This window comes from Clostridium sp. cel8 (genome assembly GCF_014050525.1).
Lineage (GTDB): Bacteria > Bacillota > Clostridia > Clostridiales > Clostridiaceae > Clostridium_B.
In genome coordinates, this window is record NZ_JACGAG010000013.1 from 25,759 (window position 1) to 52,757 (window position 26,999).

31 protein-coding genes, 2 tRNA genes and 1 other annotated feature are annotated in these 26,999 nt (G+C 32.9%); all 33 genes read right to left on the reverse strand.

The genetic code is table 11. The annotated features are described in order from the left end of the window. Positions 1-18: 18 nt before the first annotated feature. On the reverse strand, positions 19-273 hold the full coding sequence (gene rpsQ / locus H2684_RS10670; RefSeq protein ID WP_182089390.1) for a 30S ribosomal protein S17: 255 nt from the start codon (positions 271-273) through the stop codon (positions 19-21). 19 nt (positions 274-292) lie between these two features. Beyond that, positions 293-505 carry a 50S ribosomal protein L29 gene (gene rpmC / locus H2684_RS10675; RefSeq protein WP_182089391.1) on the reverse strand — a complete coding sequence of 71 codons (213 nt, stop codon included), beginning with the start codon at positions 503-505 and terminating at the stop codon, positions 293-295. Further along, on the reverse strand, positions 495-938 hold the full coding sequence (gene rplP / locus H2684_RS10680; protein WP_182089392.1) for a 50S ribosomal protein L16: 444 nt from the start codon (positions 936-938) through the stop codon (positions 495-497). Before rplP ends, rpmC begins: the two co-directional genes overlap by 11 nt. 17 nt (positions 939-955) lie before the next feature. After that, a complete protein-coding gene (gene rpsC, locus H2684_RS10685; protein WP_182089393.1) occupies positions 956-1,627 on the reverse strand; it encodes a 30S ribosomal protein S3 in 672 nt (223 codons plus the stop codon). 16 nt (positions 1,628-1,643) lie between these two features. Then, complete coding sequence (rplV, locus tag H2684_RS10690) at positions 1,644-1,982, reverse strand: 50S ribosomal protein L22 (RefSeq protein ID WP_182089394.1); 339 nt, start codon at positions 1,980-1,982, stop codon at positions 1,644-1,646. A 20-nt stretch (positions 1,983-2,002) separates the two neighbouring features. Beyond that, entirely contained in the window at positions 2,003-2,296 is a 294-nt protein-coding gene (gene rpsS, locus H2684_RS10695) for a 30S ribosomal protein S19 (RefSeq protein WP_182089395.1), read from the reverse strand. Between the two features lie 64 nt (positions 2,297-2,360). Beyond that, entirely contained in the window at positions 2,361-3,194 is an 834-nt protein-coding gene (rplB, locus tag H2684_RS10700) for a 50S ribosomal protein L2 (RefSeq protein WP_182089396.1), read from the reverse strand. A 58-nt stretch (positions 3,195-3,252) separates the two neighbouring features. Then, a complete protein-coding gene (rplW, locus tag H2684_RS10705; protein ID WP_182089397.1) occupies positions 3,253-3,549 on the reverse strand; it encodes a 50S ribosomal protein L23 in 297 nt (98 codons plus the stop codon). After that, the gene (gene rplD, locus H2684_RS10710; protein ID WP_182089398.1) at positions 3,549-4,169 is read right to left on the reverse strand and encodes a 50S ribosomal protein L4; all 621 of its coding nucleotides are present in this window, start codon (positions 4,167-4,169) and stop codon (positions 3,549-3,551) included. The genes rplW and rplD overlap by 1 nt, the downstream gene beginning before the upstream one ends. Before the next feature lie 25 nt (positions 4,170-4,194). Beyond that, positions 4,195-4,824 carry a 50S ribosomal protein L3 gene (gene rplC / locus H2684_RS10715; protein ID WP_182089399.1) on the reverse strand — a complete coding sequence of 210 codons (630 nt, stop codon included), beginning with the start codon at positions 4,822-4,824 and terminating at the stop codon, positions 4,195-4,197. 82 nt (positions 4,825-4,906) lie between these two features. Continuing rightward, positions 4,907-5,215 (reverse strand): 30S ribosomal protein S10, encoded by a 309-nt coding sequence (gene rpsJ, locus H2684_RS10720; protein WP_182089400.1) that lies wholly within the window; start codon positions 5,213-5,215, stop codon positions 4,907-4,909. 389 nt (positions 5,216-5,604) lie between these two features. Next, positions 5,605-6,798, reverse strand: coding sequence for an elongation factor Tu (gene tuf, locus H2684_RS10725; protein WP_182089401.1), 1,194 nt, complete (start codon positions 6,796-6,798; stop codon positions 5,605-5,607). A 40-nt stretch (positions 6,799-6,838) separates the two neighbouring features. Next, positions 6,839-8,908, reverse strand: coding sequence for an elongation factor G (fusA, locus tag H2684_RS10730; protein ID WP_182089402.1), 2,070 nt, complete (start codon positions 8,906-8,908; stop codon positions 6,839-6,841). Positions 8,909-8,985: 77 nt separating this feature from the next. After that, positions 8,986-9,456, reverse strand: a complete 471-nt coding sequence (rpsG, locus tag H2684_RS10735) for a 30S ribosomal protein S7 (protein WP_182089403.1) — start codon at positions 9,454-9,456, stop codon at positions 8,986-8,988. Positions 9,457-9,619: 163 nt separating this feature from the next. Next, positions 9,620-9,997, reverse strand: a complete 378-nt coding sequence (rpsL, locus tag H2684_RS10740) for a 30S ribosomal protein S12 (RefSeq protein ID WP_182089404.1) — start codon at positions 9,995-9,997, stop codon at positions 9,620-9,622. 98 nt (positions 9,998-10,095) lie between these two features. After that, positions 10,096-10,335 carry a ribosomal L7Ae/L30e/S12e/Gadd45 family protein gene (locus tag H2684_RS10745; protein ID WP_182089405.1) on the reverse strand — a complete coding sequence of 80 codons (240 nt, stop codon included), beginning with the start codon at positions 10,333-10,335 and terminating at the stop codon, positions 10,096-10,098. Between the two features lie 111 nt (positions 10,336-10,446). Then, positions 10,447-13,983, reverse strand: coding sequence for a DNA-directed RNA polymerase subunit beta' (gene rpoC, locus H2684_RS10750; protein WP_182089406.1), 3,537 nt, complete (start codon positions 13,981-13,983; stop codon positions 10,447-10,449). A 17-nt stretch (positions 13,984-14,000) separates the two neighbouring features. After that, entirely contained in the window at positions 14,001-17,729 is a 3,729-nt protein-coding gene (gene rpoB / locus H2684_RS10755; protein ID WP_182089407.1) for a DNA-directed RNA polymerase subunit beta, read from the reverse strand. 293 nt (positions 17,730-18,022) lie between these two features. Beyond that, a complete protein-coding gene (gene rplL, locus H2684_RS10760; RefSeq protein ID WP_182089408.1) occupies positions 18,023-18,388 on the reverse strand; it encodes a 50S ribosomal protein L7/L12 in 366 nt (121 codons plus the stop codon). Positions 18,389-18,420: 32 nt separating this feature from the next. Beyond that, entirely contained in the window at positions 18,421-18,930 is a 510-nt protein-coding gene (gene rplJ, locus H2684_RS10765; RefSeq protein WP_182089409.1) for a 50S ribosomal protein L10, read from the reverse strand. A 31-nt stretch (positions 18,931-18,961) separates the two neighbouring features. Beyond that, positions 18,962-19,093: a sequence feature (ribosomal protein L10 leader region), on the reverse strand. Between the two features lie 29 nt (positions 19,094-19,122). Beyond that, positions 19,123-19,812 (reverse strand): 50S ribosomal protein L1, encoded by a 690-nt coding sequence (gene rplA / locus H2684_RS10770; RefSeq protein ID WP_182089410.1) that lies wholly within the window; start codon positions 19,810-19,812, stop codon positions 19,123-19,125. Positions 19,813-19,868: 56 nt separating this feature from the next. After that, positions 19,869-20,291 carry a 50S ribosomal protein L11 gene (gene rplK / locus H2684_RS10775; RefSeq protein ID WP_182089411.1) on the reverse strand — a complete coding sequence of 141 codons (423 nt, stop codon included), beginning with the start codon at positions 20,289-20,291 and terminating at the stop codon, positions 19,869-19,871. Between the two features lie 57 nt (positions 20,292-20,348). Continuing rightward, complete coding sequence (gene nusG, locus H2684_RS10780; protein ID WP_182089412.1) at positions 20,349-20,870, reverse strand: transcription termination/antitermination protein NusG; 522 nt, start codon at positions 20,868-20,870, stop codon at positions 20,349-20,351. A 47-nt stretch (positions 20,871-20,917) separates the two neighbouring features. Next, positions 20,918-21,145 carry a preprotein translocase subunit SecE gene (secE, locus tag H2684_RS10785; protein WP_182089413.1) on the reverse strand — a complete coding sequence of 76 codons (228 nt, stop codon included), beginning with the start codon at positions 21,143-21,145 and terminating at the stop codon, positions 20,918-20,920. Positions 21,146-21,180: 35 nt separating this feature from the next. Next, a complete protein-coding gene (gene rpmG, locus H2684_RS10790) occupies positions 21,181-21,330 on the reverse strand; it encodes a 50S ribosomal protein L33 (protein ID WP_182089429.1) in 150 nt (49 codons plus the stop codon). 270 nt (positions 21,331-21,600) lie between these two features. Next, complete coding sequence (gene tuf / locus H2684_RS10795; protein ID WP_182089401.1) at positions 21,601-22,794, reverse strand: elongation factor Tu; 1,194 nt, start codon at positions 22,792-22,794, stop codon at positions 21,601-21,603. Between the two features lie 89 nt (positions 22,795-22,883). Continuing rightward, a tRNA-Thr gene (locus H2684_RS10800) sits at positions 22,884-22,959 on the reverse strand. A gap of 10 nt (positions 22,960-22,969) precedes the next feature. Then, positions 22,970-23,044, reverse strand: a tRNA-Gly gene (locus tag H2684_RS10805). Positions 23,045-23,126: 82 nt separating this feature from the next. Continuing rightward, positions 23,127-23,795 (reverse strand): RNA polymerase sporulation sigma factor SigH, encoded by a 669-nt coding sequence (gene sigH / locus H2684_RS10810; protein WP_243159336.1) that lies wholly within the window; start codon positions 23,793-23,795, stop codon positions 23,127-23,129. Positions 23,796-23,827: 32 nt separating this feature from the next. Next, positions 23,828-24,349: an NYN domain-containing protein gene (locus tag H2684_RS10815; protein WP_182089415.1), complete on the reverse strand. Its 522-nt coding sequence runs from the start codon at positions 24,347-24,349 to the stop codon at positions 23,828-23,830. After that, on the reverse strand, positions 24,346-25,140 hold the full coding sequence (gene rlmB, locus H2684_RS10820; RefSeq protein WP_182089416.1) for a 23S rRNA (guanosine(2251)-2'-O)-methyltransferase RlmB: 795 nt from the start codon (positions 25,138-25,140) through the stop codon (positions 24,346-24,348). Before rlmB ends, H2684_RS10815 begins: the two co-directional genes overlap by 4 nt. 47 nt (positions 25,141-25,187) lie before the next feature. Then, positions 25,188-25,601, reverse strand: a complete 414-nt coding sequence (locus H2684_RS10825) for a ribonuclease III domain-containing protein (RefSeq protein ID WP_182089417.1) — start codon at positions 25,599-25,601, stop codon at positions 25,188-25,190. Continuing rightward, positions 25,602-26,999 carry a cysteine--tRNA ligase gene (gene cysS / locus H2684_RS10830; RefSeq protein ID WP_182089418.1) on the reverse strand — a complete coding sequence of 466 codons (1,398 nt, stop codon included), beginning with the start codon at positions 26,997-26,999 and terminating at the stop codon, positions 25,602-25,604. It lies immediately after the preceding gene.

Here is a 26,999-nt window from a genome sequence, read left to right on the forward strand (position 1 = left end):
CTCCTTTCAGCTCATATACTATTTAGCTTTTTCTACTACTTCAACAAGTCTCCATCTTTTATCTTTAGATAAAGGTCTAGTTTCCATTATCAATACCCTATCATTACATTTTGCTTCATTTTTTTCATCATGGACCTTAAATTTAGTAGTTTTATTTATTATTTTTCCGTATAATGGATGACGTACTTTAGTTGCCACTGCAACTACTACTGTTTTATCCATCTTGTCAGAAACAACTTTACCTATCTTTGTCTTTCTAGATTTTCTTTCCACAGGACAGCCTCCTTTCACTCTACTGTTCTAAAGTTCTTAGTTCATTCTCTCTAATGATAGTTTTTACTTGAGCTATGGATCTTTTTACCTCTTTTATCCTCATTGGGTTCTCTAATTGACCTATAGCCAATTGAAATCTTAAATTAAATAATTCGGACTTAAAATCAGCTAGCTTCGCCTGTAAGTCTTGAGGGCTATTATTTCTTAATTCCTGTAATTCTTTAGCCTTCATTGCTTTCACCACCAATTTTTTCAAAATCTTTTCTTGTTACAAATTTAGTTTTTATAGGTAACTTATAAGCAGCAAGTCTCATAGCTTCTCTTGCTATTTCTTCGCTAACACCTGATAACTCAAATAATACTCTATCAGGTTTTACTACTGCTACCCAATACTCTGGTGATCCTTTACCTGAACCCATACGAGTTTCTGCTGGTTTCTCAGTAATTGGTTTATCGGGGAAAATTTTTATCCAAAGTTTTCCTCCTCTTTTAATATATCTATTTATAGCTATTCTGGCAGCTTCTATTTGATTACTTGTGATCCAACCACATTCGGTTGCCTGTATAGCATAATCTCCATATGCTATAAAATTACCTCTAGTAGCTCTACCTCTCATTCTACCACGCTGTACCTTACGATGTTTAACTCTCTTAGGCATTAACATGTTGTATTCCTCCTTTCCTATACGTTAGCTTTTTCTTCACTTTCAACATTTTTCTTAGTTGGAAGTATTTCTCCTTTATAAACCCAAACTTTAACTCCAATCTTACCATAAGTTGTATCAGCTTCGGCAAATCCATAATCTATATCAGCTCTTAAAGTTTGAAGTGGAATTGTTCCTTCATGATAAGATTCGGCCCTTGCAATCTCTGCACCGCCAAGTCTTCCTGAACAAGTAGTTTTAACACCTTTAACTCCAGACTTCATAGCCCTTTGAATTGTTTGTTTCATAGCTCTTCTAAAAGAAATTCTCTTTTCAAGCTGAAATGCTATATTTTCTGCCATAAGTTGTGCATCACTTTCAGCAGATTTTACTTCTACTATATTTATCAATATAGTTTTTTCTTTAATTATCTTCTTAAGTTCGGATTTTAGTGCTTCTATTCCCTGACCGCCTTTTCCTATTATCATACCAGGCTTAGCAGTAAATATATTAAGCTTAACTCTCTTAGCTGCTCTCTCAATCTGAATTTTTGAAACTCCAGCAATTTTTGTTCTGGATTTCACAAATTTTCTTATTTCATTATCTTCAACTAAATTATCTGCAAAATCTTTCTTTCCTGCATACCACTTAGCATCCCATTCTTTAATAACTCCAACTCTAAGACCATGTGGATGTACTTTCTGTCCCATCTTTTTCCCTCCTTCTTTATTCTTCTCTTTCCTTAACTACTAGAGTTATATGACTGCTTCTCTTTTTTATACTAAACGCTCTCCCTTGAGCATGCGGTTGAAATCTCTTTAAAGTTGGACCTTGACATGCATATGCCTGCGATATATATAAATTATTTGAATCTAAGTCCAAATTATTTTCCGCATTAGCAACTGCTGATTTGAGTAATTTATTTACTACTACAGCTGCCTCCTTTGGAGTATATTTTAATATGGCAAAAGCTTCATTTACATTTTTTCCTCTTATTAAATCAAGAACAATCTGTACTTTAGTTGAAGACATTCTTACATATTTAGCTATTGCTTTAGCTTCCATGTCTTTACCTCCTCTCGTTATTACTTAACTGCTTTAACATTAGTTGTTTTTTCTGTTTTATTGATATGACCTCTATAAGTTCTAGTCAATGCAAATTCTCCCAACTTATGTCCTACCATATCTTCAGATATGTATACAGGTACATGTTTTCTTCCGTCATGTACTGCTATAGTATGACCTATCATCTGAGGGAATATAGTTGAACTTCTTGACCAAGTCTTTATAACTTTCTTTTCACCTTTTTTATTCATCTCATTTATTTTTTTTAAAAGTGCTTCTTGAACATAAGGTCCCTTTTTAACTGATCTACTCAATTTTTTGGCCTCCCTTCATACATTACATAATAGTTTAAGGAAGAGAATGTATATTCTCTTCAAACTATTTACTATTTCTTCTCTTAACTATAAACTTATTAGAATATTTTTTACTCTTTCTAGTTTTATATCCCAATGCTGGTTTACCCCATGGAGTAAGTGGTCCTGGATGACCTACTGGGGACTTACCTTCACCACCACCATGTGGATGATCATTAGGATTCATTACAGATCCTCTTACTGTTGGTCTGATTCCCATATGTCTTTTTCTTCCTGCTTTACCTAGCTTAACTATTTCATGAGTTAAATTAGATACCGTCCCAATAGTAGCCCTACACTCTAATCTAACATATCTCATTTCTCCACTTGGCAATCTAAGAGTAGCATATTTACCTTCTTTTGCCATTAGCTGTGCAGATGCTCCAGCTGACCTAACAAGTTGTGCACCCTTTCCTTTTTGAAGTTCTACGTTATGAATAATTGTACCTACTGGTATATTTAAAAGTGGAAGGCAATTTCCAACCTTTATATCTGAATTTGGTCCTGAAACTATAACATCCCCAACCTTTAATCCAACTGGAGCTATTATGTATCTTTTTTCTCCATCCACATAATTTACAAGAGCTATATATGCAGATCTATTAGGATCATATTCTATAGTAGCAACTTTTGCTGGTATATCATCTTTATCTCTTTTAAAATCAATTATTCTATATTTTCTCTTAGCTCCTCCACCTATGTGGCGAACTGTTATTCTTCCATTTGAATTCCTACCACCACTTTTTTTCAGATCCCTAAGAAGTGACTTTTCAGGTACATCTGTAGTCAACTCTTCAAATGTACTTACTGTCATATTCCTTCTTGATGGAGTAGTAGGCTTAAATCCTCTAACTGCCATTACAATATTACCTCCTTCTTTTCGCTTATCTGGCTATTTAAGCCAATACCTGCTTATTTTACTGCATTCCTTCGAAGAATTCTATTGTTTTACTATCTTCTGTAAGTTTAACAATAGCTTTCTTATAATCTGCTCTCTTTCCTAAGTAAACTCCTACTCTTTTAGGCTTTCCTATATAATTAGCTGTTTTTACATCTTCTACAGTTACATCAAATACATCTTCTATAGCTTTCTTTATCATTGTTTTTGTAGCACGCGTATCAACTATAAAGGTGTACTTTTTATCACTCATTGAAGCCATAGTCTTTTCAGTTATAACTGGTCTTCTTATGATATCATAATTTGTATATTTCATTATGCATACACCTCCTCAATCTTAGATACAGCGTCCTTAGTTATCATAAGCTTATCAAATTTTAGTAAATCATACACATTCAAATTATTAACTGGAATAACTTGAACTCCCTTTATATTTCTTGCTGATCTATATACATTTTGGTTTGATTCTGCCGTAACTATCAATGTTTTCTTTGCTTCAAAAGCATCCAATACTTTAACCATATCTTTTGTCTTTGGTGCATCAAAGTTTAAACTATCTAAAACTACAATTTCATCATCTTTAACTTTACTTGTAAGAACAGACAGCATTGCTGTTTTCCTAGTTGACTTAGGTACTGAAATTCTATAATCTCTAGGTTTTACTGCAAATACCATACCACCGTGAGTCCACTGTGGAGCTCTTATTGATCCCTGTCTTGCTCTACCAGTTCCTTTTTGTCTCCAAGGCTTAATTCCACCTCCAGAAACTTCTGATCTAGTTTTTGCTGACTGAGTTCCTTGTCTTTTGTTTGCAAGTAATGCTACAACTACTTCATGAACTGCATTCTCGTTAACTTCAACTCCAAATACTTTTTCAGATAAATCTAAATCTCCAACTTTTTTTCCTTCTTTATTAAATAATCCTACTGTAGGCATTCTGTATCCTCCTTTCTACTAAAAATTACGCTTTTATAGTATTTTTTATCATTATAAATCCTCTATTTGGTCCTGGAACTCCACCTTTTATCAAGATAAGATTCTTCTCAGGAATAACTTTTGCTATTTGTAAATTTAAAATTGTTACATTTTCATTTCCCATATGTCCAGGCATTTTCATATTTTTAAATGTTCTTGATGGATCAGATGCTGCACCCATTGAACCAACTGCTCTGTGAAATTTAGAACCATGAGACATAGGTCCTCTTTGAGCATTCCATCTTTTTATTGTGCCCTGAAATCCCTTTCCCTTTGAGATACCAGAAACATCAACTCTTTCTCCTGCTTCGAAAATATCTGCTTTTATTTCCTGTCCAACCTCATAAGCACTTATATCTTCAAGTTTAAATTCTTTTACAAATCTCTTTAATGATGCTCCAGCCTTTTTGAAATGTCCTTTAAGTGGCTTATTAACAAGCTTTTCTCTAATATCATCAAAGCCTACTTGTATAGCTTCATATCCATCTCTCTCCATAGTCTTTTTTTGCAAAACCACACAAGGTCCTGCTTCAACAACAGTAACAGGTACTACCTTTCTATTATCATCAAATATTTGAGTCATACCAAGTTTTCTACCTAATATTGCCTTTTTCATTCAATACACCTCCTCAACGTATTAGCGGATTACAATAATGCAATCATAACCGTTTGTAATAGTCTAATCTATTACAATAAAATTATAACTTTATTTCTATATCTACTCCTGCAGGCAAGTCAAGTCTCATAAGAGCATCAACTGTCTTTGGTGATGGACTTATAATGTCTATAAGTCTTTTATGAGTTCTTATTTCAAATTGCTCTCTTGAATCTTTATATTTATGTGGAGCTCTAAGTATTGTAACAACATCTTTTTCTGTTGGCAGTGGTACTGGACCTGCCACCTTAGCTCCAGTTGACTTAGCTGTTTTCACAATTCTTTCTGAAGACTGATCTAATATGTTATGATCAAAAGCCTTTAATCTTATTCTTATTCTTTGTTTTGCCATTTATATTCCCTCCTTTTCATGCACGCTACGCTTCTTTTACGTACAACAGCGGACACATTCTGTAAACTGTTCCTGGTGTTTCATTTAATTTTACGCAGAAAAGTACACTACAGAAGCACCGTCATCTGGTTCAACGACCTAGACTGTTCATTCAAGAATTACCCGGAAGCCCGGCAACCTCTTGCTTCATCACTGTTATAACAATACAACTTCTTAATTATACTATATATATTTTCATTTTACAAGTATAAAATATATGACAAATAAAATATTTTATAAAAAAAGGAAAGAGCGTCCTCTTTCCTTTTTTACTTGTATATAATTTATAAAGTCAAGTCCTATTCTTATATAATAATAAAGTAACAGGCTTATTAATGTACTAACATAAATTACTCAACAATTTTAGTAACAACACCTGAACCAACTGTTCTTCCGCCTTCTCTTATTGCAAATCTCAATCCTTCGTGCATTGCTACTGGTGTTATAAGCTCTACATTCATATCTATGTGATCTCCTGGCATTACCATTTCTGTTCCTTCTGGTAATGTTATTGATCCTGTTACGTCTGTTGTTCTAAAATAAAACTGTGGTCTATATCCATTAAAAAATGGTGTATGTCTTCCGCCTTCTTCTTTCTTCAATACATATACCTGGCCTACAAATTTCTTGTGTGGATGTACTGTACCTGGATGTGCTAAAACCTGACCTCTTTCTACTTCTTCTCTCTGTATTCCTCTTAACAATACTCCTATGTTATCTCCTGCCATTGCCTGGTCAAGAATCTTTCTAAACATTTCTACTCCTGTACATACTGTCTTCTTCTTATCTTCTTTAAGTCCTACTATCTCTAATTCGTCCCCTACTTTCAATACTCCTGTTTCTACTCTTCCTGTTGCAACTGTTCCTCTTCCTGTTATTGTGAATATATCCTCTATTGGCATCAAAAATGGCTTATCTGTTGGTCTTTCTGGTGTTGGTATATATTCATCTACTGCATTCATTAATTCATATATACATTTTGTTGCTTCTTTATCATCTGGGTTCTCTAATGCCTTTAATGCACTTCCTACTATTATTGGAACATCATCTCCTGGGAATCCATATTCATTTAATAATTCCCTTACTTCCATTTCTACTAATTCTATTAACTCTGGATCATCTACTTGATCTGATTTATTTAAAAATACTACTATATACTGAACTCCTACTCTGCTTGCTAGTAGTATATGTTCTCTTGTCTGTGGCATTGGACCATCTGCTGCACTTACTACTAGGATTGCTCCATCCATTTGTGCTGCCCCTGTTATCATATTCTTTACATAGTCTGCATGTCCTGGACAGTCTACATGTGCATAATGTCTTTTTTCTGTCTCATACTCTACATGTGCTGTATTTATTGTTATTCCTCTCTCTTTTTCTTCTGGTGCCTTATCTATTTCATCATACTTTGTTTCTGCTGCCTTTCCTTCTTTTGCTAATATTGTTGTTATTGCTGCTGTCAATGTTGTCTTCCCATGATCTACATGCCCTATTGTTCCTATGTTTACATGTGGCTTTGTTCTCTCAAATTTTTCTTTTGACATTTTATTTCTTCCTCCTTAAAATAAACTAATATGATTTAAACTAGCTATTTCTTTCTCCAGCGATTTTTTCTTGAATACTCTTAGGTACTTCTTCATAATGATCAAATGTCATAGTATAAACTCCTCTACCTTGTGTTCTTGATCTCAACACAGTAGCATAACCAAACATTTCGGAAAGTGGTACAAACGCTCTGATAATCTGAGCTCCTGACCTTTGATCCATTCCTTCAATTCTTCCTCTTCTTGAATTTATGTCTCCCATTACATCACCCATATATTCTTCTGGCACTGTAACTTCAACTTTCATAGTAGGTTCAAGTAAAACTGGATCTGCTTTTTGCATAGCATTCTTAAACGCCATAGATGCTGCAACTTTAAATGCCATCTCAGATGAATCTACATCATGATATGATCCATCATACAGTTTTACTTTAAAGTTTATAACAGGATATCCAGCTATTATACCGCTCTTTGCTGCTTCCTGTATTCCATTATCAATAGGTCCAATATATTCTTTTGGAATAGCTCCACCTACTATTGCATTTTCAAATTTATATCCATCTTCTGAAGGCGACATCTCTATCAAGCAATGACCATACTGTCCATGTCCACCAGACTGTCTTATAAATTTACCTTCTGCCTTAACAGCTTTCCTAATAGTTTCCTTATAAGCAACTTGAGGTTTACCTACATTACATTCCACCTTAAACTCCCTTTGAAGTCTGTCAACAATTATTTCAAGATGAAGTTCTCCCATACCAGATATAATTGTCTGTCCTGTTTCATGATTAGTATAAGTTTTAAATGTAGGATCCTCTTCTGCTAATTTAGCAAGTGCTATTCCCATTTTTTCCTGTCCGGCTTTGGTCTTAGGCTCAATTGCTACATCTATAACCGGTTCAGGGAATTCCATACTTTCTAATACTATAGGATTATTTTCATCACAAAGTGTATTACCTGTAGTAGTTTCTTTCAATCCAACTATAGCACCTAAATCTCCTGCATGAAGCTCATCAATTTCCTGTCTATGATTTGAATGCATTTTTACAAGTCTAGCAATTCTCTCTTTTTTTCCTTTAGTTGAATTGTATACATAACTACCACTCTTCATAACACCTGAATAAACTCTTGTAAATGCAAGTTTACCTATAAATGGATCAGTTGCTATTTTAAATGCTAATGCTGCTAGTGGTTCATTATCATCAGCTGGCCTCTCAGCTTCTTCTCCCGTTTCTGGGTTAGTACCTTTTATAGCTGGAATATCAAGAGGTGATGGCATAAATTGTACTATTGCATCTATCATTGGCTGTACACCTTTATTTTTATAAGATGACCCACATAAAACAGGTACTATTTTATTTGAAATAACACCTTTTCTAAGAGTTGATACTATTTCATCTTCGCTCAATTCTTCTCCATCAAGATATTTCATCATCAAATCTTCATCTAACTCAACTACGGCTTCAATTAAAGCAGTTCTATACTCTTCAGCTTTATCTTTTAAATCTTCAGGTATTTCTACTTCATCCATAACTGTTCCTAAATCATCTTCATATATAATAGCCTCATTTTTTATAAGGTCAACTACACCTTTAAATTCATTTTCAGAACCTATTGGTATTTGAATAGGAACAGCATTACAGTGAAGTCTATCTCTCAATGTGTTGATACACATATAAAAATCTGCTCCAATAGAATCCATTTTATTTACATAAACCATTCTTGGTACTCCATAATTATCTGCCTGCCTCCAAACAGTTTCTGTCTGAGGCTCAACCCCACTCTTAGCATCCAATACAGTAACAGCACCATCTAAAACTCTTAATGATCTTTCAACTTCAACAGTAAAATCCACATGCCCTGGTGTATCTATTATATTTATTGCATAACCTTTCCATTTACAAAATGTAGCAGCTGAAGTTATAGTTATTCCTCGTTCCTGCTCTTGGGCCATCCAGTCCATAGTAGCTTCACCATCGTGTACTTCTCCTATTTTATGAGTTTTACCTGTATAGAAAAGTATACGTTCTGTAGTGGTAGTCTTTCCAGCATCTATATGTGCCATTATTCCAATATTACGGAATTTTTCCAATGGATATTCTCTTGCCACTTCTTCTTCCTCCTCACAAATGTAATTTTTAATTTGACAAAACTGTTTTAGTAAAACCACCAAAACAGTTTTGAATATTAATATCTATAATGCGCAAAAGCCTTATTTGCTTCAGCCATTTTATGAGTTTCTTCCCTCTTTTTAACAGCTGCGCCTGTATTCTTAGCTGCATCCATTATTTCTGCAGCTAGTCTTTCTCTCATATATTTCTCATTTCTTTTTCTTGCTGCAACAAGTAGCCATCTAATACCTAATGTCTGTCTTCTTTCCGGTCTAACTTCTATTGGTACCTGATAAGTTGCTCCACCTATTCTTCTAGCTTTTACTTCTAGTAGAGGCATTATGTTATTCATAGCTTCTTCAAATACTTCCATAGGGTCTTTATCAACTTTTTCTTTAATTATTTGAAAAGCACCATAACATATTTTTTGAGCTACGCCTTTTTTACCATCTTTCATTACATTATTTATTAACTTAGTAACAACTTTACTATTATATACTGGATCCGGTAATACATCTCTTTTTGCTATATGCCCTTTTCTTGCCACTTTTCTTCCCTCCTTAACAATTTAAATTTAAGTTCATAGGTACTCGATTACCTAGTAAGTAATCGCAAAGCGCTTTGTACTCTTGTAAAACAATTTATAACAATTATTGTTAATCTATATAAATGCTGAATACATCGCACTAATTTACTTTAATTTTTCAAGACTATTTTTGTTTTGGTTTTTTTGCACCATATTTTGATCTTGCCTGCTGTCTATCAGCTACACCTGCAGAATCTAAAGCTCCTCTTACAATATGGTATCTTACACCTGGAAGATCTTTTACTCTTCCACCTCTTATTAGAACAACACTGTGTTCTTGAAGATTGTGACCTATACCTGGAATGTATGAAGTTACTTCATATCCATTTACCAATCTAACCCTAGCTATTTTTCTAAGTGCTGAGTTAGGTTTCTTAGGTGTAGTAGTCTTAACGACTGTACAAACTCCTCTTTTCTGAGGGCATTCCTTTAATGCTGGTGCTTGTGATTTTGCACTTGATGTCTTTCTCCCTTTTCTAACTAATTGACTTATTGTTGGCATACTTTACACCTCCTTTTAATTTAACTAATACATTTACTTGAATGTTAAAATAAGTAAATTTTGATTTATATTAAATATCTTGAAAACTAATTAAAAAACTACTTAAGCAATGCTGCAGTCGAAGAACCTACATTTATTCCACATAACTTACCTAACTCTTTCATAGTGTCTACATATACAACCTCTAAGGAATTATCTTCAATTAACTCTTCCAATGAACGTTTTAGGTCATCATCAGCATCTTTAGCTATATATACAGTTTTTGCCATATTATTTTTAATAGCTTTTTTTGTCTGTTTTAAACCTACAACTTTTTTTCCTTTAAGCCTGTAAATCATAAACCTATTTCCTCCCTTACAGTGTTATAGAGACAAAGGATAGACTTTGCCTCTTAAAAACACATAGCTGTATTTTATCATTTTAGTGTTGTTATGTCAATAAATTATATACTAAGCTTCTTTCTTATCTTCATCTTCTTCGCTGCTAGACTTTACTCCAGGGTCTACTTTTATAGATCTATATCTCATCATTCCAGTTCCTGCTGGAATAAGTTTACCTATGATGACATTTTCTTTTAGTCCAAGAAGTGGATCCACCTTACCTTTTATAGCTGCATCAGTAAGTACTCTAGTAGTTTCTTGGAATGAAGCAGCTGATAAAAATGAATCTGTAGCAAGTGCAGCTTTAGTTATACCAAGAAGTGCTACTCTTCCTTCAGCTGGCTTTCCACCATTTTTAGTAACTTTCTCATTTTCTTCTTGGAAATCAAATATATCAATCATTGTTCCAGGCAAAAGATCAGTATCTCCTGAATCTTCTATCTTTACTTTTCTAGTCATTTGTCTTATTACAACTTCAAGATGTTTATCATTTATATCAACTCCTTGAAGTCTATAAACCTTTTGTACTTCAGATAAAAGATAATTTTTTACTCCTTGCACACCCTTTATTCTAAGAATATCATGAGGATTAACAGATCCTTCAGTTATTTCATCCCCAGCACTTATATATTCTCCATCTGATACTTTAATTCTTGCTCCAAATGGAATATCATAACTTACTTCTTCTCCGTTATCTGAAACGACTGAAATTGTTCTCTTCTTTTTAGTCTTTTCCATCTTAACAACACCAGATACCTCACTGATTATTGCAAGACCTTTTGGCTTTCTAGCTTCAAATAATTCTTCTACTCTTGGAAGTCCCTGTGTTATATCAGATCCTGCAACTCCACCTGTATGGAATGTTCTCATTGTAAGCTGTGTACCAGGTTCTCCTATACTTTGAGCTGCTATTATTCCTACAGACTCACCTATCTCAATCTTCTTTGCAGTTGCCATATTCATTCCATAACATTTAGCACATACACCATGCCTAGACTTACATGTAAATACAGATCTTATCTTTACTTTTTTAATACCTAAATTTTCTATTTTATTTGCAATCTTGGCATCCATATAACTATCTCTTGCTACAATTAGCTCTCCAGTATTAGGATCTTTAATATCTTCAGCAGAATACCTTCCTGTCAGTCTTTCAGATAAACTTTCTATAACCTCATTTCCTTCTTTTATTTCAGAAACTTCGTATCCCTCATGAGTTCCACAATCTTCTTCTCTTACTATAACATCTTGACTTACATCTACTAATCTTCTTGTAAGATATCCTGAATCTGCAGTTTTAAGTGCTGTATCAGCATTACCCTTTCTAGCTCCATGAGTTGAGATAAAGTACTCAAGCACATCCAATCCTTCTCTAAATGATGATCTAATTGGAAGTTCTATTATTTTTCCTGAAGGATTTGCCATAAGTCCTCTCATACCAGCAAGTTGCTTAATCTGACTTTTAGAACCTCTAGCACCAGAATCTGCCATCATGAATATTGGATTGAAAGTATCCAGATTGTTCATAAGTTCATCAGCAACATCTTCTGTAGTTTTAGTCCATTTTTCTATAACCCTTTGATATCTTTCATCTTCAGATATAAATCCTCTTCTATACATCTTTTCTATCTTATCAACAGCTAAATCAGACTCACTAAGAAGCCTTTTCTTTGCCTCTGGAACTACCATATCTGAAGTAGAAACAGTTATACCGCTTATAGTAGAATAATGATACCCTCTTGCCTTTATTTTATCAAGCATTATTGAAGTTTTAGTAGCACCATGTTTCATATAACATCTATTTATTATTTTACCTAAATTCTTTTTAGCTACTAAAAAATCAATTTCCAATTTAAATTTATTTTCTGGCTTACTTCTATCTACAAATCCTAAATCTTGTGGTATTGATTCGTTAAATATAAGCTTTCCAGGAGTAGTTTCAATTATACCACTTATAGTCTTTCCATCTTCAACTTTAGTCATTTTGACTTTAATTTTTGCATGTATATTAATCTGCTTAAGTTGATAAGCCATTATTACTTCATCAGGAGATGAGAACATTCTTCCCTCGCCTTTTACTCCATCTTCTGTTATTGTTAAATAATAAGATCCAAGTACCATATCTTGCGTAGGTACAACTACAGGCTTACCGTCTGATGGCTTCAATATATTATGTGCAGCAAGCATTAGAAATCTAGCTTCAGATTGTGCTTCAACTGAAAGAGGTACATGTACAGCCATCTGATCACCATCAAAATCTGCATTATATGCGGTACATGCAAGTGGATGTAATTTTATAGCCTTTCCTTCCACAAGCACAGGTTGAAACGCTTGAATTCCTAATCTATGAAGAGTTGGAGCACGATTTAAAAGTACTGGATGATCTGATATTACTTCTTCTAATACATCCCATACTTGAGTTTGAACTCTCTCAACCATCCTTTTTGCACTTTTTATATTATGTGCCATCCCACTTTCAACTAACTTTTTCATGACAAATGGTTTAAATAGTTCCAATGCCATTTCTTTTGGAAGGCCACATTGATACATTTTGAGTTCAGGTCCTACAACTATAACCGAACGCCCTGAATAGTCAACACGTTTTCCAAGCAAGTTCTGCCTAAATCTTCCTTGTTTTCCTTTTAACATATCTGATAATGATTTTAACGGTCTATTTCCTGGTCCAGTTACTGGTCTTCCTCGCCTTCCATTATCTATAAGTGCATCTACTGCCTCTTGGAGCATTCTTTTTTCATTTCTAACTATTATATCTGGTGCTCCCAAATCAAGAAGCTTTTTTAATCTATTATTTCTATTTATAACTCTTCTATAAAGATCATTTAAATCTGATGTAGCAAATCTGCCACCATCCAATTGAACCATAGGTCTTAAATCAGGTGGAATAACAGGTATTACATCAAGTATCATCCAAGATGGATTATTACCAGATTTCCTAAAGGACTCTACAACTTCCAGTCTTCTTATTATTCTCACTTTTTTTTGACCCGTACTAACTTTAAGATCTCCCTTCAATTCAGCTGAAAGTTGATCCAAATCTATTTCCTCTAATAATTTCTTAATAGACTCAGCTCCCATTCCTGCTACAAAAGTTCCATCGCCAAATTTATCAAGAGCCTCTCTATATTCTTTTTCATTTAAAAGCTGTTTTTTTAACAAAGGAGTTTTTTTAGGATCTAGTACTACATAAGATGCAAAATACAGTACCTTTTCTAGAGCTCTTGGTGACATATCAAGTATAAGACCCATTCTAGATGGGATACCCTTAAAATACCATATATGTGATACAGGTGCTGCAAGTTCAATATGTCCCATTCTCTCACGTCTTACTTTCGCTTTAGTTACCTCTACACCACATCTATCGCATACTATTCCTTTATACCTTATTCTCTTATATTTACCACAGTGACATTCCCAGTCTTTTGTCGGTCCAAATATTCTCTCACAAAACAATCCATCTTTTTCAGGTTTTAATGTCCTATAATTTATAGTTTCAGGTTTTTTAACTTCACCTCTTGACCATTCTCTTATTTTTTCTGGAGAAGCTAGACCTATTTGCATTGCATCAAAATTATTTAATTCAAACAAGGGTACATCCTCCCTTCCTAATGTTCATCGTTAAAATCATCTATATCCAAATCACCTTGTAATTCATCTAGATTCAAATTATTATTTTCTTCATTCGATTTATTACCATCATCAATAACATAGTTTTCATCAGCATTAGAATTTGATATATATTTATCTTTATCTTTTCCATTTTGAGAATTTGAATCCTCAGTTCCTTCTATATTTACATCTAAATCTTCTACATCGTCATCAACAGATTCTTTTATTTTTATCTCTTCATTATTGTCATTTAATACTTTAACATCAAGACAAAGTGCTTGAAGTTCTTTTATAAGTACTTTAAATGATTCTGGAACACCTGGCTCAGGTATATTTTCACCTTTTACTATAGCTTCATAGGTTTTTACTCTTCCTACTACATCATCTGATTTAACTGTTAATATTTCTTGAAGAGTATGTGCTGCGCCATATGCTTCAAGTGCCCAAACTTCCATTTCTCCAAATCTTTGTCCTCCGAACTGAGCTTTACCTCCAAGTGGTTGCTGAGTTACAAGTGAATATGGCCCTGTAGATCTTGCATGAATCTTATCATCAACTAAATGAGCCAATTTCAAAATATACATATAACCTACTGTAACAGGTCTATCAAACGGTTCACCAGTTCTTCCATCATATAACACAGTTTTTCCATTAGTATTATATCCCGCTTTTTTTAGACATTCCAATATATCCTCTTCTCTAGCACCATCAAATACTTGAGTTGCTACATGCCATCCTAGTTTACTAGCAGCTAATCCAAGATGTACTTCAAGAACTTGACCTATGTTCATACGAGAAGGAACACCAAGAGGATTTAAACAAATCTGAAGTGGTCTACCATCTGGCAAAAAAGGCATATCTTCTTCCGGTAATACTCTAGAAATAACACCCTTATTTCCATGTCTACCAGACATTTTATCACCAACAGATATCTTCCTTTTCTGAGCTATATAGCATCTTACAAGTTTATTTACTCCAGGAGGAAGTTCATCTCCATTTTCTCTAGTAAATACTTTCACATCTACAATTATACCATACTCACCATGTGGCACTCTAAGTGAAGTATCTCTAACCTCTCTTGCTTTTTCTCCAAATATAGCTCTTAATAGTCTTTCTTCTGCTGTAAGTTCAGTTTCACCTTTTGGTGTAACTTTTCCAACTAATATATCGCCGGATCTTACTTCAGCTCCTATTCTTATTATTCCTCTTTCATCTATATCTTTTAAGGCATCTTCTCCAACATTAGGTATATCTCTAGTAATTTCTTCTGGCCCAAGTTTTGTATCTCTAGCTTCAGATTCATATTCCTCTATGTGAATGGATGTAAATACGTCATCTCTAACAAGTTCTTCTGATATAAGCATAGCATCTTCGTAGTTATATCCTTCCCATGTAGTGAATCCCATTCTTATGTTTTTCCCCAAAGCTATTTCTCCAAGATCAGTTGATGGACCATCTGCAATTACAGTTCCACGTTCAACCTTTTCTCCTTTTTCAACTATAGGTCTTTGATTTATACAAGTTCCTTGGTTAGATCTCTTAAATTTTATCAAATGATAAACATCTATACCGCCATCTGAATCTCTTTTCACTCTAATTTCATTGGCACTTACATATACTACAGTTCCTGCATTCCTTGCTTTAGGTAAAACACCAGAATCTACGGCAGCTTTATACTCAATACCGGTTCCTACAATAGGTGCTTCAGGTTTTAAAAGTGGTACCGCTTGCCTCTGCATATTGGATCCCATGAGTGCACGACTTGCATCATCATTTTCTAGAAAAGGTATCATAGCTGTAGCAACGGAAACCAATTGTCTAGGTGAAACATCTATAAAATCAACATCCTCAGATGGTACTACTATAACATCACCTTTATCCCTAACAGTGACTCTTTTATCAACAAAGCTTCCATCTTCATTTAAAGGCTCATTTGCTTGACCAATTAGATACTCATCTTCTTCATCTGCAGTCATATATACAATTTCATCAGTAACTCTACCAGTTGATTTATCAACTTTTCTATATGGTGCTTCAATAAAACCATATTCATTAACTTTTGCATAAGTTGCCAAAGAATTAATAAGTCCTATATTAGGTCCTTCTGGAGTTTCTATAGGACACATTCTTCCATAATGAGAGTTGTGAACATCTCTTACTTCAAATCCTGCTCTTTCTCTTGACAATCCACCAGGACCTAATGCAGATAATCTTCTCTTATGAGTAAGTTCTGAAAGAGGATTAGTTTGATCCATAAATTGAGATAACTGTGAACTTCCAAAGAACTCTTTTATTGCAGCAGCTACAGGTCTTATATTTATAAGTGCTTGAGGTGTTATTACCTCCTGATCTTGTATTGTCATTCTTTCCTTAACTACTCTTTCCATTCTAGAAAGACCTATTCTAAATTGATTCTGCAAAAGTTCTCCAACAGATCTAAGCCTTCTGTTACCAAGATGATCAATATCATCGGTATATCCTATATTATAAGCCAATCCTAATTCATAGCTAATGGTAGCATATATATCATCTTTCACTATATGCTTTGGAATTAATTCATGCATATGCTTTCTAATTTGATCTTTAATTGCTTCTTCATCACTATAGTTATTTAATATTTCTTTTAATACTGGATAATAAACACTTTCTTTTATATTTAAATCACTTATATCAAAGTCAATGAAATTATGTATGTTCACAAAATTATTTCCGATAACTCTTAAAATATTATCATCTATTTGAATATCTACGATATTTATACCAGATTGTTGTATTTCTACAGCTTTATCCCTATCAATTTGTTCTCCCTTTTGAACCAGTATTTCTCCAGTTTCTGGATTGACTATATCTTTAGCCGCTATTTGATTTGTAATTCTGAGATAAAGTGCTAATTTCTTATTAAATTTATATCTTCCAACCCTTGAAAGATCATATCTCTTTGCATCAAAAAACAAAGAGTCAATAAGTGACTTTGCACTATCTACTGTAGGTGGTTCACCTGGTCTCAATCTTTTATAAATTTCAAGCAATGCTTCTTCATGAGTTTTAGTATTATCTTTTTCAATTGTAGCTTTTAATCTTTCATCTTCGCCAAAAAACTCAGTAATTTCATTATCTGTGCCATATCCCATTGCTCTAGCTAAAATAGTTATAGGTAATTTTCTTGTCTTATCTATTCTAACGTATATTATATCATTTGAGTCAGTTTCGTACTCTAACCAGGCCCCCCTATTAGGAATAACAGTAGAGGAAAAAAGTTTTTTCCCGGTTTTGTCAAGTGACATATCATAATATACTCCTGGCGACCTTACAAGCTGACTTACTATAACTCTTTCTGCTCCATTAATTATAAAAGTTCCCTGCTCCGTCATAAGAGGGAAATCTCCCATAAAAACTTCTTGCTCTTTAACTTCTCCAGTTTCTTTATTCAGTAATCTAACCTTAACTTTTAACGGTGCAGCATAAGTAGCATCTCTTTCTTTACATTCTTCAACAGAATATTTGATATTATCCATATCTAGTTTATAACCTACAAACTCTAAGTTAAGATTTGCAGTATAATCTTGAATTGGATTTATATCATCAAATACCTCTTGTAAGCCTTCTTTCAAAAACCAATTATATGAATCTAACTGCACTTCTATTAAATTAGGCATATGCTCTACTTCTTTAAGCCTGGAAAAGCTCATTCTAGTTCTTTTACCAACCTGGACAGGATGTACCATTGACTTTCACCCCTCGCATAAACTAAAAATAGCCAAAAACATTTATATATATGTTCATGGATTTTAACATTACTATCAAATTAGTATAACCTATTTTTACATAAGATATTCAAATTACACTAATTTTCTATCATCATATTGATTCTTAACTAATCAATGCAATTTATTATGTTATCATAATATCAAAAATATGTCAATAATTATTTTCACTTTTTTATTGATAAATTTATAAAAGAGACACTTTTTAATAAAGTGTCTCTTTTATAAATTTCATATAACAAAATTACTTAATTCTACTGTAATTCTACTGTAGCACCAACTTCTTCAAACTTAGCCTTCATTGCTTCAGCATCTTCCTTACTTACGCCTTCTTTTAATGTCTTAGGAGCTCCATCAACTAATCCTTTAGCATCTTTTAATCCTAATCCTGTAACTTCTCTAACAACTTTTATAACTTTTATCTTTTGTGAACCTACTTCTTTTAATACTACATTAAACTCAGTTTTTTCTGCTGCTGCTCCACCATCTGCTGCTCCTCCTGCAACTGCTACTGGTGCTGCTGCACTTACTCCAAATTCTTCCTCACATGCTTTTACTAATTCATTTAATTCTAAAACACTCATATCTTTTATAGCTTGAATAATTTCTTCTTTATTCATTTAATATACACCTCCAAAATTTCTCTTGTTTATTACGCTTCTTTTGAAGCTGAATCTTTTTGTTTTGATATTGCATCCAATAAGTATACAAAATTTGATATTGGAGCCTTAAAGCTACCAAGCAATTTAGCAATAAGTACTTCCCTAGGTGGTATTTTAGCAAATTGTTTAATTTTAGCTTCATCATAGAATTCACCATCTATAATTCCACCTTTAAGTTCTAAAACTTTATGATCTTTAGCATACTCATTAATTACTCTTGCAGGAGCTGTTACATCTTCATATGAAAATGCTATTGATATAGGTCCATTAAGAATTTGTTCTGCATCATTATATCCTAATTCTCTTGCTGCAATTTTTGATAATGTATTTTTATAGACCTTATATTCTACATCAGCTTCTCTTAAATTCTTTCTAAGTTCTGTATCTTCTTCAACTGTCAATCCCTGATATTTAGAAAAGACTATAGCTTTTGATTTTTCCATCTTTTCTTTAATTTCTTTGACTTTATCTTCTTTCAATTTTCTATTTTTATTTGCCACTCTATATACACCTCCTCATAGCACACTAAAAACTTACAAAATTAAAGATCTCTCCATAGACAAAGAGAGACCAACCGACTTCTTATATTGGAATCCTAGGTAGGTTGGGACTATCCCTTTACGCTTTTGCACCTACTGTCTATGGAATATTTACTTATTTATAATTAATATACTAGAAACTTTCTGTAAGTATTAATCCAAAACTTTAGCTGGATTTATTTTTATTCCAGGTCCCATTGTACTTGATAATACTACAGATTTCAAATATTGTCCTTTAGATGCTGATGGTTTTGCCTTTATAATTGCATCTAGTAATGAATGAAAATTATCTAGCAAATTTTCTGATTCAAATGATTTCTTTCCTATTGGTACATGTATTATAGAAGTCTTATCTACTCTATATTCAACTTTTCCGGCTTTAATATCTTTTACAGCCTTTTCAACATCAAAAGTTACTGTACCAGATTTAGGATTTGGCATTAATCCTTTAGGTCCAAGAATTCTACCTAATCTACCAACAACACCCATCATGTCTGGAGTTGCAACAACTACATCGAAATCAAACCAATTTTCCTTTTGGATCTTTTCAACATATTCTTCTGCACCTGCAAAATCTGCACCTGCATTTTTTGCTTCATCAACTTTGGATCCTTTAGCAAACACGAGAACCTTAACTTTTTTACCTGTTCCATGAGGAAGTATTACAGCTCCTCTAACTTGCTGATCTGCATGTCTTGGATCTACGCCTAACTTTAATGCAACTTCAATAGTTTCATCAAACTTGGCTTTTGCTGTTTTTAAAACTAAATTCACAGCCTCTTCTGGTGAATATAACACATTTTTATCAATAAGCTTTACACTTTCTTCATAATTCTTTCCCATTTTAAATCCTCCTCTGTGGTAAGTAACGGCATAGCCTCCCACTAATTTAGCTGATACTATTCAACTGTTATTCCCATACTTCTTGCAGTTCCAGCTATCATCTTCATAGCTTTTTCAACTGATGAAGCATTTAAATCCTTCATCTTCATTTCTGCTATTTCTTTAATTTGTTCTTTTGTTACTTTAGCAACTTTTGTTCTATTTGATTCACTAGAACCACTTTCAATTCCTACTGCCTTTTTGAGCAACACTGCTGCTGGTGGTGTTTTTAGTATAAAACTAAATGACCTATCCTGATATACAGTAATTACTACAGGGATTATTAATCCTGCTTGTTTATTAGTCTTAGCATTAAATTCTTTACAGAATCCCATAATATTTACACCATGCTGTCCAAGTGCAGGTCCTACTGGTGGTGCTGGACTTGCTTTACCTGCAGGAAGTTGAAGTTTAATTATTCCTACTACTTTTTTAGCCATAATATTCACCTCCTATAATGCAACTTATAGACTTTCGTTTCAAACTATTGAATACTTCTAGTTTAACTTTTCTATTTGATTAAAATCAAGTTCAACAGGAGTTTCCCTGCCAAACATATTAACTAATGCTTTAACTATTCTCTTTTCAGTATTGATTTCTTGGACAACAGCTGAGAAATTCTCAAGAGGACCAGATTTAACCTTCACATTTTCTCCTACTGATATGTCTATATTTACAGGTTTTTCACTTATTCCCATAGCTTTTACTTCTTCATCTGTAAGTGGAACTGGTTTAGATCCAGGTCCAACAAAGCCTGTAACTCCTCTAGTGTTCCTAACTATATACCAAGAATCATCACTCATAACCATGTGTATTAAAACATATCCTGGGAAAATCTTCTTGAGGGTTATCTTTTTCTTTCCATCCTTAATTTCAACCTGTTCTTCCATAGGAACTTGAACGTCATCTATCCAATCATAGAGGTTTCTATTTTCTATGGTTTTCTCAAGGTTAGCCTTAACCTTATTTTCATAACCAGAATATGTATGAACTACATACCATCTAGCTTTATCTGCCATAATATGAGGGACGAAAGTATATCTCGACCCTTACCTCCTTTTTATTATTATTTCAATATGCTTTTAACTATGAAATTGAATCCAAAATCCAATATCCCAACAATAACAACATACACAGCGCAAAATGCAATAACTGATATAGATGATTTTTTCACATCTTCTTTTGATGCCCAAGTTATTCTTTTGAATTCTGCTACCAAGTCTTTAAAAAAATTGGAGCTTTCATTATTTACTACTGTTTTTCTATTGAATTTTCTATTATTGCTTGCAGCCATGATATTCACATCCTTGAAATATTCTTTATATTCTACTATTTTGTTTCCTTATGAATTGTATGTTTATGGCAAAATGGGCAATATTTTCTCATTTCCATTCTATCAGGATTGTTTTTCTTATTCTTCACTGTACTATAATTTCTCTGTTTACAATCTGTGCATGCTAATGTAACTTTTACTCTCACTGCCATCACACCTCCTGGTATTGTTAATGTATGTCAATTATTCCCATCTACATTAAATTTAGAGGATGAGATCTAACTATATAAAGCACCTTAACTTTAATATAATTTATATACGGTGATTGACAACACCGCAATAATATCTTTTTAATAAAATATTCGCAATTTTGTGCATTACTTATATACTTTATCACAGCTTAGTTTTTATGTCAATAAAAAATAATATATTAATTTTAAAAAGAACCAGGTCCAAGAAACCTGGTCCTTCTTTAATTACTCAACAATTTTAGTAACAACACCTGAACCAACTGTTCTTCCGCCTTCTCTTATTGCAAATCTCAATCCTTCGTGCATTGCTACTGGTGTTATAAGCTCTACATTCATATCTATGTGATCTCCTGGCATTACCATTTCTGTTCCTTCTGGTAATGTTATTGATCCTGTTACGTCTGTTGTTCTAAAATAAAACTGTGGTCTATATCCATTAAAAAATGGTGTATGTCTTCCGCCTTCTTCTTTCTTCAATACATATACCTGGCCTACAAATTTCTTGTGTGGATGTACTGTACCTGGATGTGCTAAAACCTGACCTCTTTCTACTTCTTCTCTCTGTATTCCTCTTAACAATACTCCTATGTTATCTCCTGCCATTGCCTGGTCAAGAATCTTTCTAAACATTTCTACTCCTGTACATACTGTCTTCTTCTTATCTTCTTTAAGTCCTACTATCTCTAATTCGTCCCCTACTTTCAATACTCCTGTTTCTACTCTTCCTGTTGCAACTGTTCCTCTTCCTGTTATTGTGAATATATCCTCTATTGGCATCAAAAATGGCTTATCTGTTGGTCTTTCTGGTGTTGGTATATATTCATCTACTGCATTCATTAATTCATATATACATTTTGTTGCTTCTTTATCATCTGGGTTCTCTAATGCCTTTAATGCACTTCCTACTATTATTGGAACATCATCTCCTGGGAATCCATATTCATTTAATAATTCCCTTACTTCCATTTCTACTAATTCTATTAACTCTGGATCATCTACTTGATCTGATTTATTTAAAAATACTACTATATACTGAACTCCTACTCTGCTTGCTAGTAGTATATGTTCTCTTGTCTGTGGCATTGGACCATCTGCTGCACTTACTACTAGGATTGCTCCATCCATTTGTGCTGCCCCTGTTATCATATTCTTTACATAGTCTGCATGTCCTGGACAGTCTACATGTGCATAATGTCTTTTTTCTGTCTCATACTCTACATGTGCTGTATTTATTGTTATTCCTCTCTCTTTTTCTTCTGGTGCCTTATCTATTTCATCATACTTTGTTTCTGCTGCCTTTCCTTCTTTTGCTAATATTGTTGTTATTGCTGCTGTCAATGTTGTCTTCCCATGATCTACATGCCCTATTGTTCCTATGTTTACATGTGGCTTTGTTCTCTCAAATTTTTCTTTTGACATTTTATTTTCTTCCTCCTTGTTTGTTCAAAGTTTTAATTAAGTAAACTCACCCTGGTGTATTATAACTTTAAATTACACAAATATTACCCTGGAGCCCATGACCAGGATTGAACTGGTGACCTCCACCTTACCAAGGTGACGCTCTGCCAACTGAGCTACATGGGCAATCATAAAATGGAGCGGGAGACGGGGATTGAACCCGCGACAACCAGCTTGGGAAGCTGGTGTTCTACCACTGAACTACTCCCGCTTATAAAACCATTACCTAGTATTTAAAACCTATATACCGATTATTAATTTTAATACATATACATTTTTTTGTCAATATAATTTTATTTTTCACTTAGACATTTTTCTAACTTTCTTTTAACCCTTTGCAGTGCATTATCTATAGACTTAGCATGCCTATCTAAATCACATGCAATTTCCTGATATGATTTTCCATCCAAATACGACATAAGTACTTCCATTTCCAAATTTGATAGTACTTCACCTATTTCACTTTGTATATGATTTACTTCCTCTCTATTTATTATAAGCTCTTCAGGATCTGCTACTTTTGTTTCTGACAAAACATCTAGTAGTGTTCTATCAGATTCTTCATCATATATTGGTTTGTTTAAAGAAATATATGTATTTAATGGAATATGCTTTTGCCTTGTAGCAGTTTTTATAGCAGTTATTATCTGCCTAGTTATACATAATTCAGCAAAAGCTTTAAAAGACGATAACTTCTCCGACTTAAAATCTCTTATCGCTTTATATAATCCAATCATTCCCTCTTGATATATATCTTCTTTATCTGCTCCAATCAAAAAATATGATTTTGATTTAGATTTTACAAAATTCTCATACTTATTGATTAGATATTCCTGTGCCCTTGTATCCCCTTTTTTCGCCTCAAAAACAACTTCTTCATCTGACTTTTCTTCAAAGGAGAAATTTTTTCCAATATAACCCCTACTATCCAAGTTATCCCCTCCAAAACAAATATAAACCATATACTGATTATACATTACAAATAAATTTGCAGTCAATAGATTTTAGCTTTTTTTCTAATTTTTTCAAGTTTGTCTAATATTTCCTTGTCTATTCTGTCTTCTAAAGGATGTTTTTTGTCTGAATAATTCACATGAATTTTATTACGAATTTTATGATTCATAGATTTAATTTCATTATAAAACTCCAAAGAAGACATTCTCACTGCACCTCTTTGAAAAACAAGTTGCTGTTCTAAATTATCTGAGGTTACTACAAATACTTCATTCCTACGTCCGATATTATTTACAGCTCTCTCTATATAGGCATCTGCTGTTTCACCTTCTTTAGTAAACACTACACTTAAATTACTAGTAATCTTCTCACATTTTTCTATACTTCCTTGTACAAATTGTGCATCAAAAATTACAAATACTTTATATCCATTAAAGGCAGCATAACTTGTCAAAATATCTATAAGTCCCTGTCTTGCGGATTCAAAACTATAATCTTTCATTTTAATTAGCTCGGGCCAACTATTTATTACATTATATCCATCAACAAAAACGTTTCTCAATTTTTATACCTTTTTATTTTCTGTCTTAAAATTTCATACATTATTATTCCCCCCGCTACTGAAGCATTTAATGAAGTAATATTTCCCCTCATAGGTATTTTTGTAAGTACATCACACTTTTCCTTGATCAATCTTGATATTCCTTTTCCTTCACTTCCTATTACAAGAGCTACACCTCCATTAAAGTTTATATCAAAACAATAATTTTTACCATCCATATCTGCACCATATATCCAAATTCCTAATTTTTTCAATTTATCAACAGTTGCATTCAAATTATTCACTTTACATATTCTAATATGCTCTACAGCTCCTGCAGAAGATTTATATACAGTTGGGGTAACTCCTACATTTCTTCTCTTAGGAATAACTATTCCATGAACTCCACATACTTCTGCAGTTCTAATTATAGATCCAAAATTATGAGGATCCTCTATTTGATCTAATATAACTATATATGGTTCTTCGCCTTTCTTTGAAGCATAATTCAATATATCTTCTAATTCATAGTATTTATAAGGACTAACCTTAGCAATAACTCCCTGATGCGCTCCTGTATAGGAAATTTGATTTAACTTTTTCTTATCAACTCTTTTTACTATAATATTTTTATTCTTTGCAAGTGCTAGTATCTTATTTATAGATCCTGTAATATTTCCATTTGAAACTAATATTTCTTCAACAGTTTTCCCTGATTTTAATGCTTCAATAACTGCATTTCTGCCCTCTACTATATTTTCTATGAAATCATTTTTTGAATCCACTTTATATTTAAATAATTGATCTTTCATGCTGCAAAGTCAACTCCTTATTTCAGGTCTTAATATATTTATGCATATCATATTTTAAAATTTATCATAATATTAAGCAAATATTTTAATCTCTCCAATTTGTGTGTCAAATACAAATATCCAATTAAAGTTTCCAATCCTGTAGCAAATCTATACTCCTGAACATCTGCATTTTTAGGAGTAGTCCCTGATTTTGCATTCCTGCCTCTTTTAAAAAAATATAATTCATCATCTGAGAGTTTACTACATACACCTTTTATGATTTCACTTTGAGAATGTGCCTTAACAAAATGTATAGCCTTAACATGAAGTTTATGCACATTCATATCCATGTTGTTATAAACTAAATAAGTTCTTATAAAGACTTCATATACCGCATCACCAACGAAAGCCAATACAAGAGGATTTAGATTCCTAACCTCATTTTCTGTAAACGTATGTTCAAATAAGTAATTTTGCATTTATAACCTCTTCCATCTCACTCCATCTGGAGTATCCTCAAGTACTATACCCTCAGATTTTAATTGATCCCTTATTTCATCTGCAAGTTTCCAATTCTTTTCTCGTCTTGCTTGTTGTCTTTTTTCTATTAATTCCTCTATATCTTTTTCAATTGAACCTTTTTTAGATTCTTGTAAAATTCCAAGTGGCTCGCCAAGTTCTCTTATTAAACTTAAACAAAATTTTATCAATTGTTTAGATGATTTATTATTTACATTTATATTAATATCTTTTATTAAATCGAATATGACAGATATAGCATCCGCAGTATTAAAATCATCATCCATTTTTTCTATATATTTGTCTTTATATGATAATAGCTTGGTTTTATATTTTCTTTCATTATCATTCATATTATCTATAGAACTTTCTTCTAAAAAAATCTCTAAATTAGTTATAGAATTATATAATCTATCTACTGAAGATTTTGTAGAGTCAAGTAATTCCAAACTAAAATTTATTTGAGTTCTATAATGTCCAGACAACATAAACATTCTTACTACATCAGGTTCATACTTTTCAAGTATTTCTCTTGCAGTAAAAAAATTATTAAGAGATTTTGACATTTTCTGATTGTTTACATTCACAAAAGCAGAATGCATCCAATAATTTGCAAAAGGCTTACCTGTCTTACTTTCACTTTGTGCAATTTCGTTTTCATGATGTGGAAATTCCAAATCAGAACCTCCTGCATGAATATCTATAGTATCACCGAAAATATTATATACCATACACGAGCATTCTATATGCCAACCTGGCCTTCCCATACCCCATGGACTTTTCCATCCAGGTTCCCCAATTTTTTGACTCTTCCATAAAGTGAAATCAATAGGATTTCTTTTCTTGTCATTTATATCTATTCTTGCCCCGGATTGAAGATCTTCTATATTCTGGCCCGACAGTTTTCCATATTCTTTAAATTTATTTGTATCAAAATAAACATCTCCATCAACTTCATAGGCATATCCTTTGTCTATCAAATCTTTAACAAATGATATTATCTGATTAATATAATTAGTTGCTCTTGGATTTTCAGTTGCTCTTTTTATATTCAACTTATCTGCATCCTTATAATACTCATTTATAAATCTATCACCAAGTTGCTGAACTGTAGTAGATTCCTCATTTGCCCTTTTAATCATTTTATCATCAATATCAGTAAAATTTTGCACAAACTTAACTTCATATCCTCTATATTCAAGATACCTTCTTACAGTATCAAATACAACAAAGGTTCTAGCATTACCTATATGAAAAAAATTATATACTGTAGGCCCGCACACATACATATTAACTTTACCTGGATGTATTGGTTTAAATTCCTCTTTTCTTTTAGTCATTGTATTATAAATTTTCAT

What these genes read in the sequence shown, in the direction of transcription:
- H2684_RS10825 (WP_182089417.1), bottom strand. Translation starts at nt 25,601, where the DNA reads ATGCAAAATTACTTATTTGAACATACGTTTACAGAAAATGAGGTTAGG.
- rplB (WP_182089396.1), bottom strand. Translation starts at nt 3,194, where the DNA reads ATGGCAGTTAGAGGATTTAAGCCTACTACTCCATCAAGAAGGAATATG.
- rplK (WP_182089411.1), bottom strand. Translation starts at nt 20,291, where the DNA reads ATGGCTAAAAAAGTAGTAGGAATAATTAAACTTCAACTTCCTGCAGGT.
- rpmC (WP_182089391.1), bottom strand. Translation starts at nt 505, where the DNA reads ATGAAGGCTAAAGAATTACAGGAATTAAGAAATAATAGCCCTCAAGAC.
- tuf (WP_182089401.1), bottom strand. Translation starts at nt 6,798, where the DNA reads ATGTCAAAAGAAAAATTTGAGAGAACAAAGCCACATGTAAACATAGGA.
- rplD (WP_182089398.1), bottom strand. Translation starts at nt 4,169, where the DNA reads ATGCCTACAGTAGGATTATTTAATAAAGAAGGAAAAAAAGTTGGAGAT.
- rplP (WP_182089392.1), bottom strand. Translation starts at nt 938, where the DNA reads ATGTTAATGCCTAAGAGAGTTAAACATCGTAAGGTACAGCGTGGTAGA.
- rpoB (WP_182089407.1), bottom strand. Translation starts at nt 17,729, where the DNA reads ATGGTACATCCTGTCCAGGTTGGTAAAAGAACTAGAATGAGCTTTTCC.
- rplV (WP_182089394.1), bottom strand. Translation starts at nt 1,982, where the DNA reads ATGGAAGCTAAAGCAATAGCTAAATATGTAAGAATGTCTTCAACTAAA.
- rpsL (WP_182089404.1), bottom strand. Translation starts at nt 9,997, where the DNA reads ATGCCAACAATAAGTCAATTAGTTAGAAAAGGGAGAAAGACATCAAGT.
- sigH (WP_243159336.1), bottom strand. Translation starts at nt 23,795, where the DNA reads ATGGTTTATATTTGTTTTGGAGGGGATAACTTGGATAGTAGGGGTTAT.
- rpsJ (WP_182089400.1), bottom strand. Translation starts at nt 5,215, where the DNA reads ATGGCAAAACAAAGAATAAGAATAAGATTAAAGGCTTTTGATCATAAC.
- rplC (WP_182089399.1), bottom strand. Translation starts at nt 4,824, where the DNA reads ATGAAAAAGGCAATATTAGGTAGAAAACTTGGTATGACTCAAATATTT.
- rpsC (WP_182089393.1), bottom strand. Translation starts at nt 1,627, where the DNA reads ATGGGACAGAAAGTACATCCACATGGTCTTAGAGTTGGAGTTATTAAA.
- rlmB (WP_182089416.1), bottom strand. Translation starts at nt 25,140, where the DNA reads ATGAAAGATCAATTATTTAAATATAAAGTGGATTCAAAAAATGATTTC.
- nusG (WP_182089412.1), bottom strand. Translation starts at nt 20,870, where the DNA reads ATGGCAGATAAAGCTAGATGGTATGTAGTTCATACATATTCTGGTTAT.
- rplA (WP_182089410.1), bottom strand. Translation starts at nt 19,812, where the DNA reads ATGGGAAAGAATTATGAAGAAAGTGTAAAGCTTATTGATAAAAATGTG.
- cysS (WP_182089418.1), bottom strand. Translation starts at nt 26,999, where the DNA reads ATGAAAATTTATAATACAATGACTAAAAGAAAAGAGGAATTTAAACCA.
- tuf (WP_182089401.1), bottom strand. Translation starts at nt 22,794, where the DNA reads ATGTCAAAAGAAAAATTTGAGAGAACAAAGCCACATGTAAACATAGGA.
- rplL (WP_182089408.1), bottom strand. Translation starts at nt 18,388, where the DNA reads ATGAATAAAGAAGAAATTATTCAAGCTATAAAAGATATGAGTGTTTTA.
- H2684_RS10745 (WP_182089405.1), bottom strand. Translation starts at nt 10,335, where the DNA reads ATGATTTACAGGCTTAAAGGAAAAAAAGTTGTAGGTTTAAAACAGACA.
- secE (WP_182089413.1), bottom strand. Translation starts at nt 21,145, where the DNA reads ATGGCTGCAAGCAATAATAGAAAATTCAATAGAAAAACAGTAGTAAAT.
- rplW (WP_182089397.1), bottom strand. Translation starts at nt 3,549, where the DNA reads ATGAAATATACAAATTATGATATCATAAGAAGACCAGTTATAACTGAA.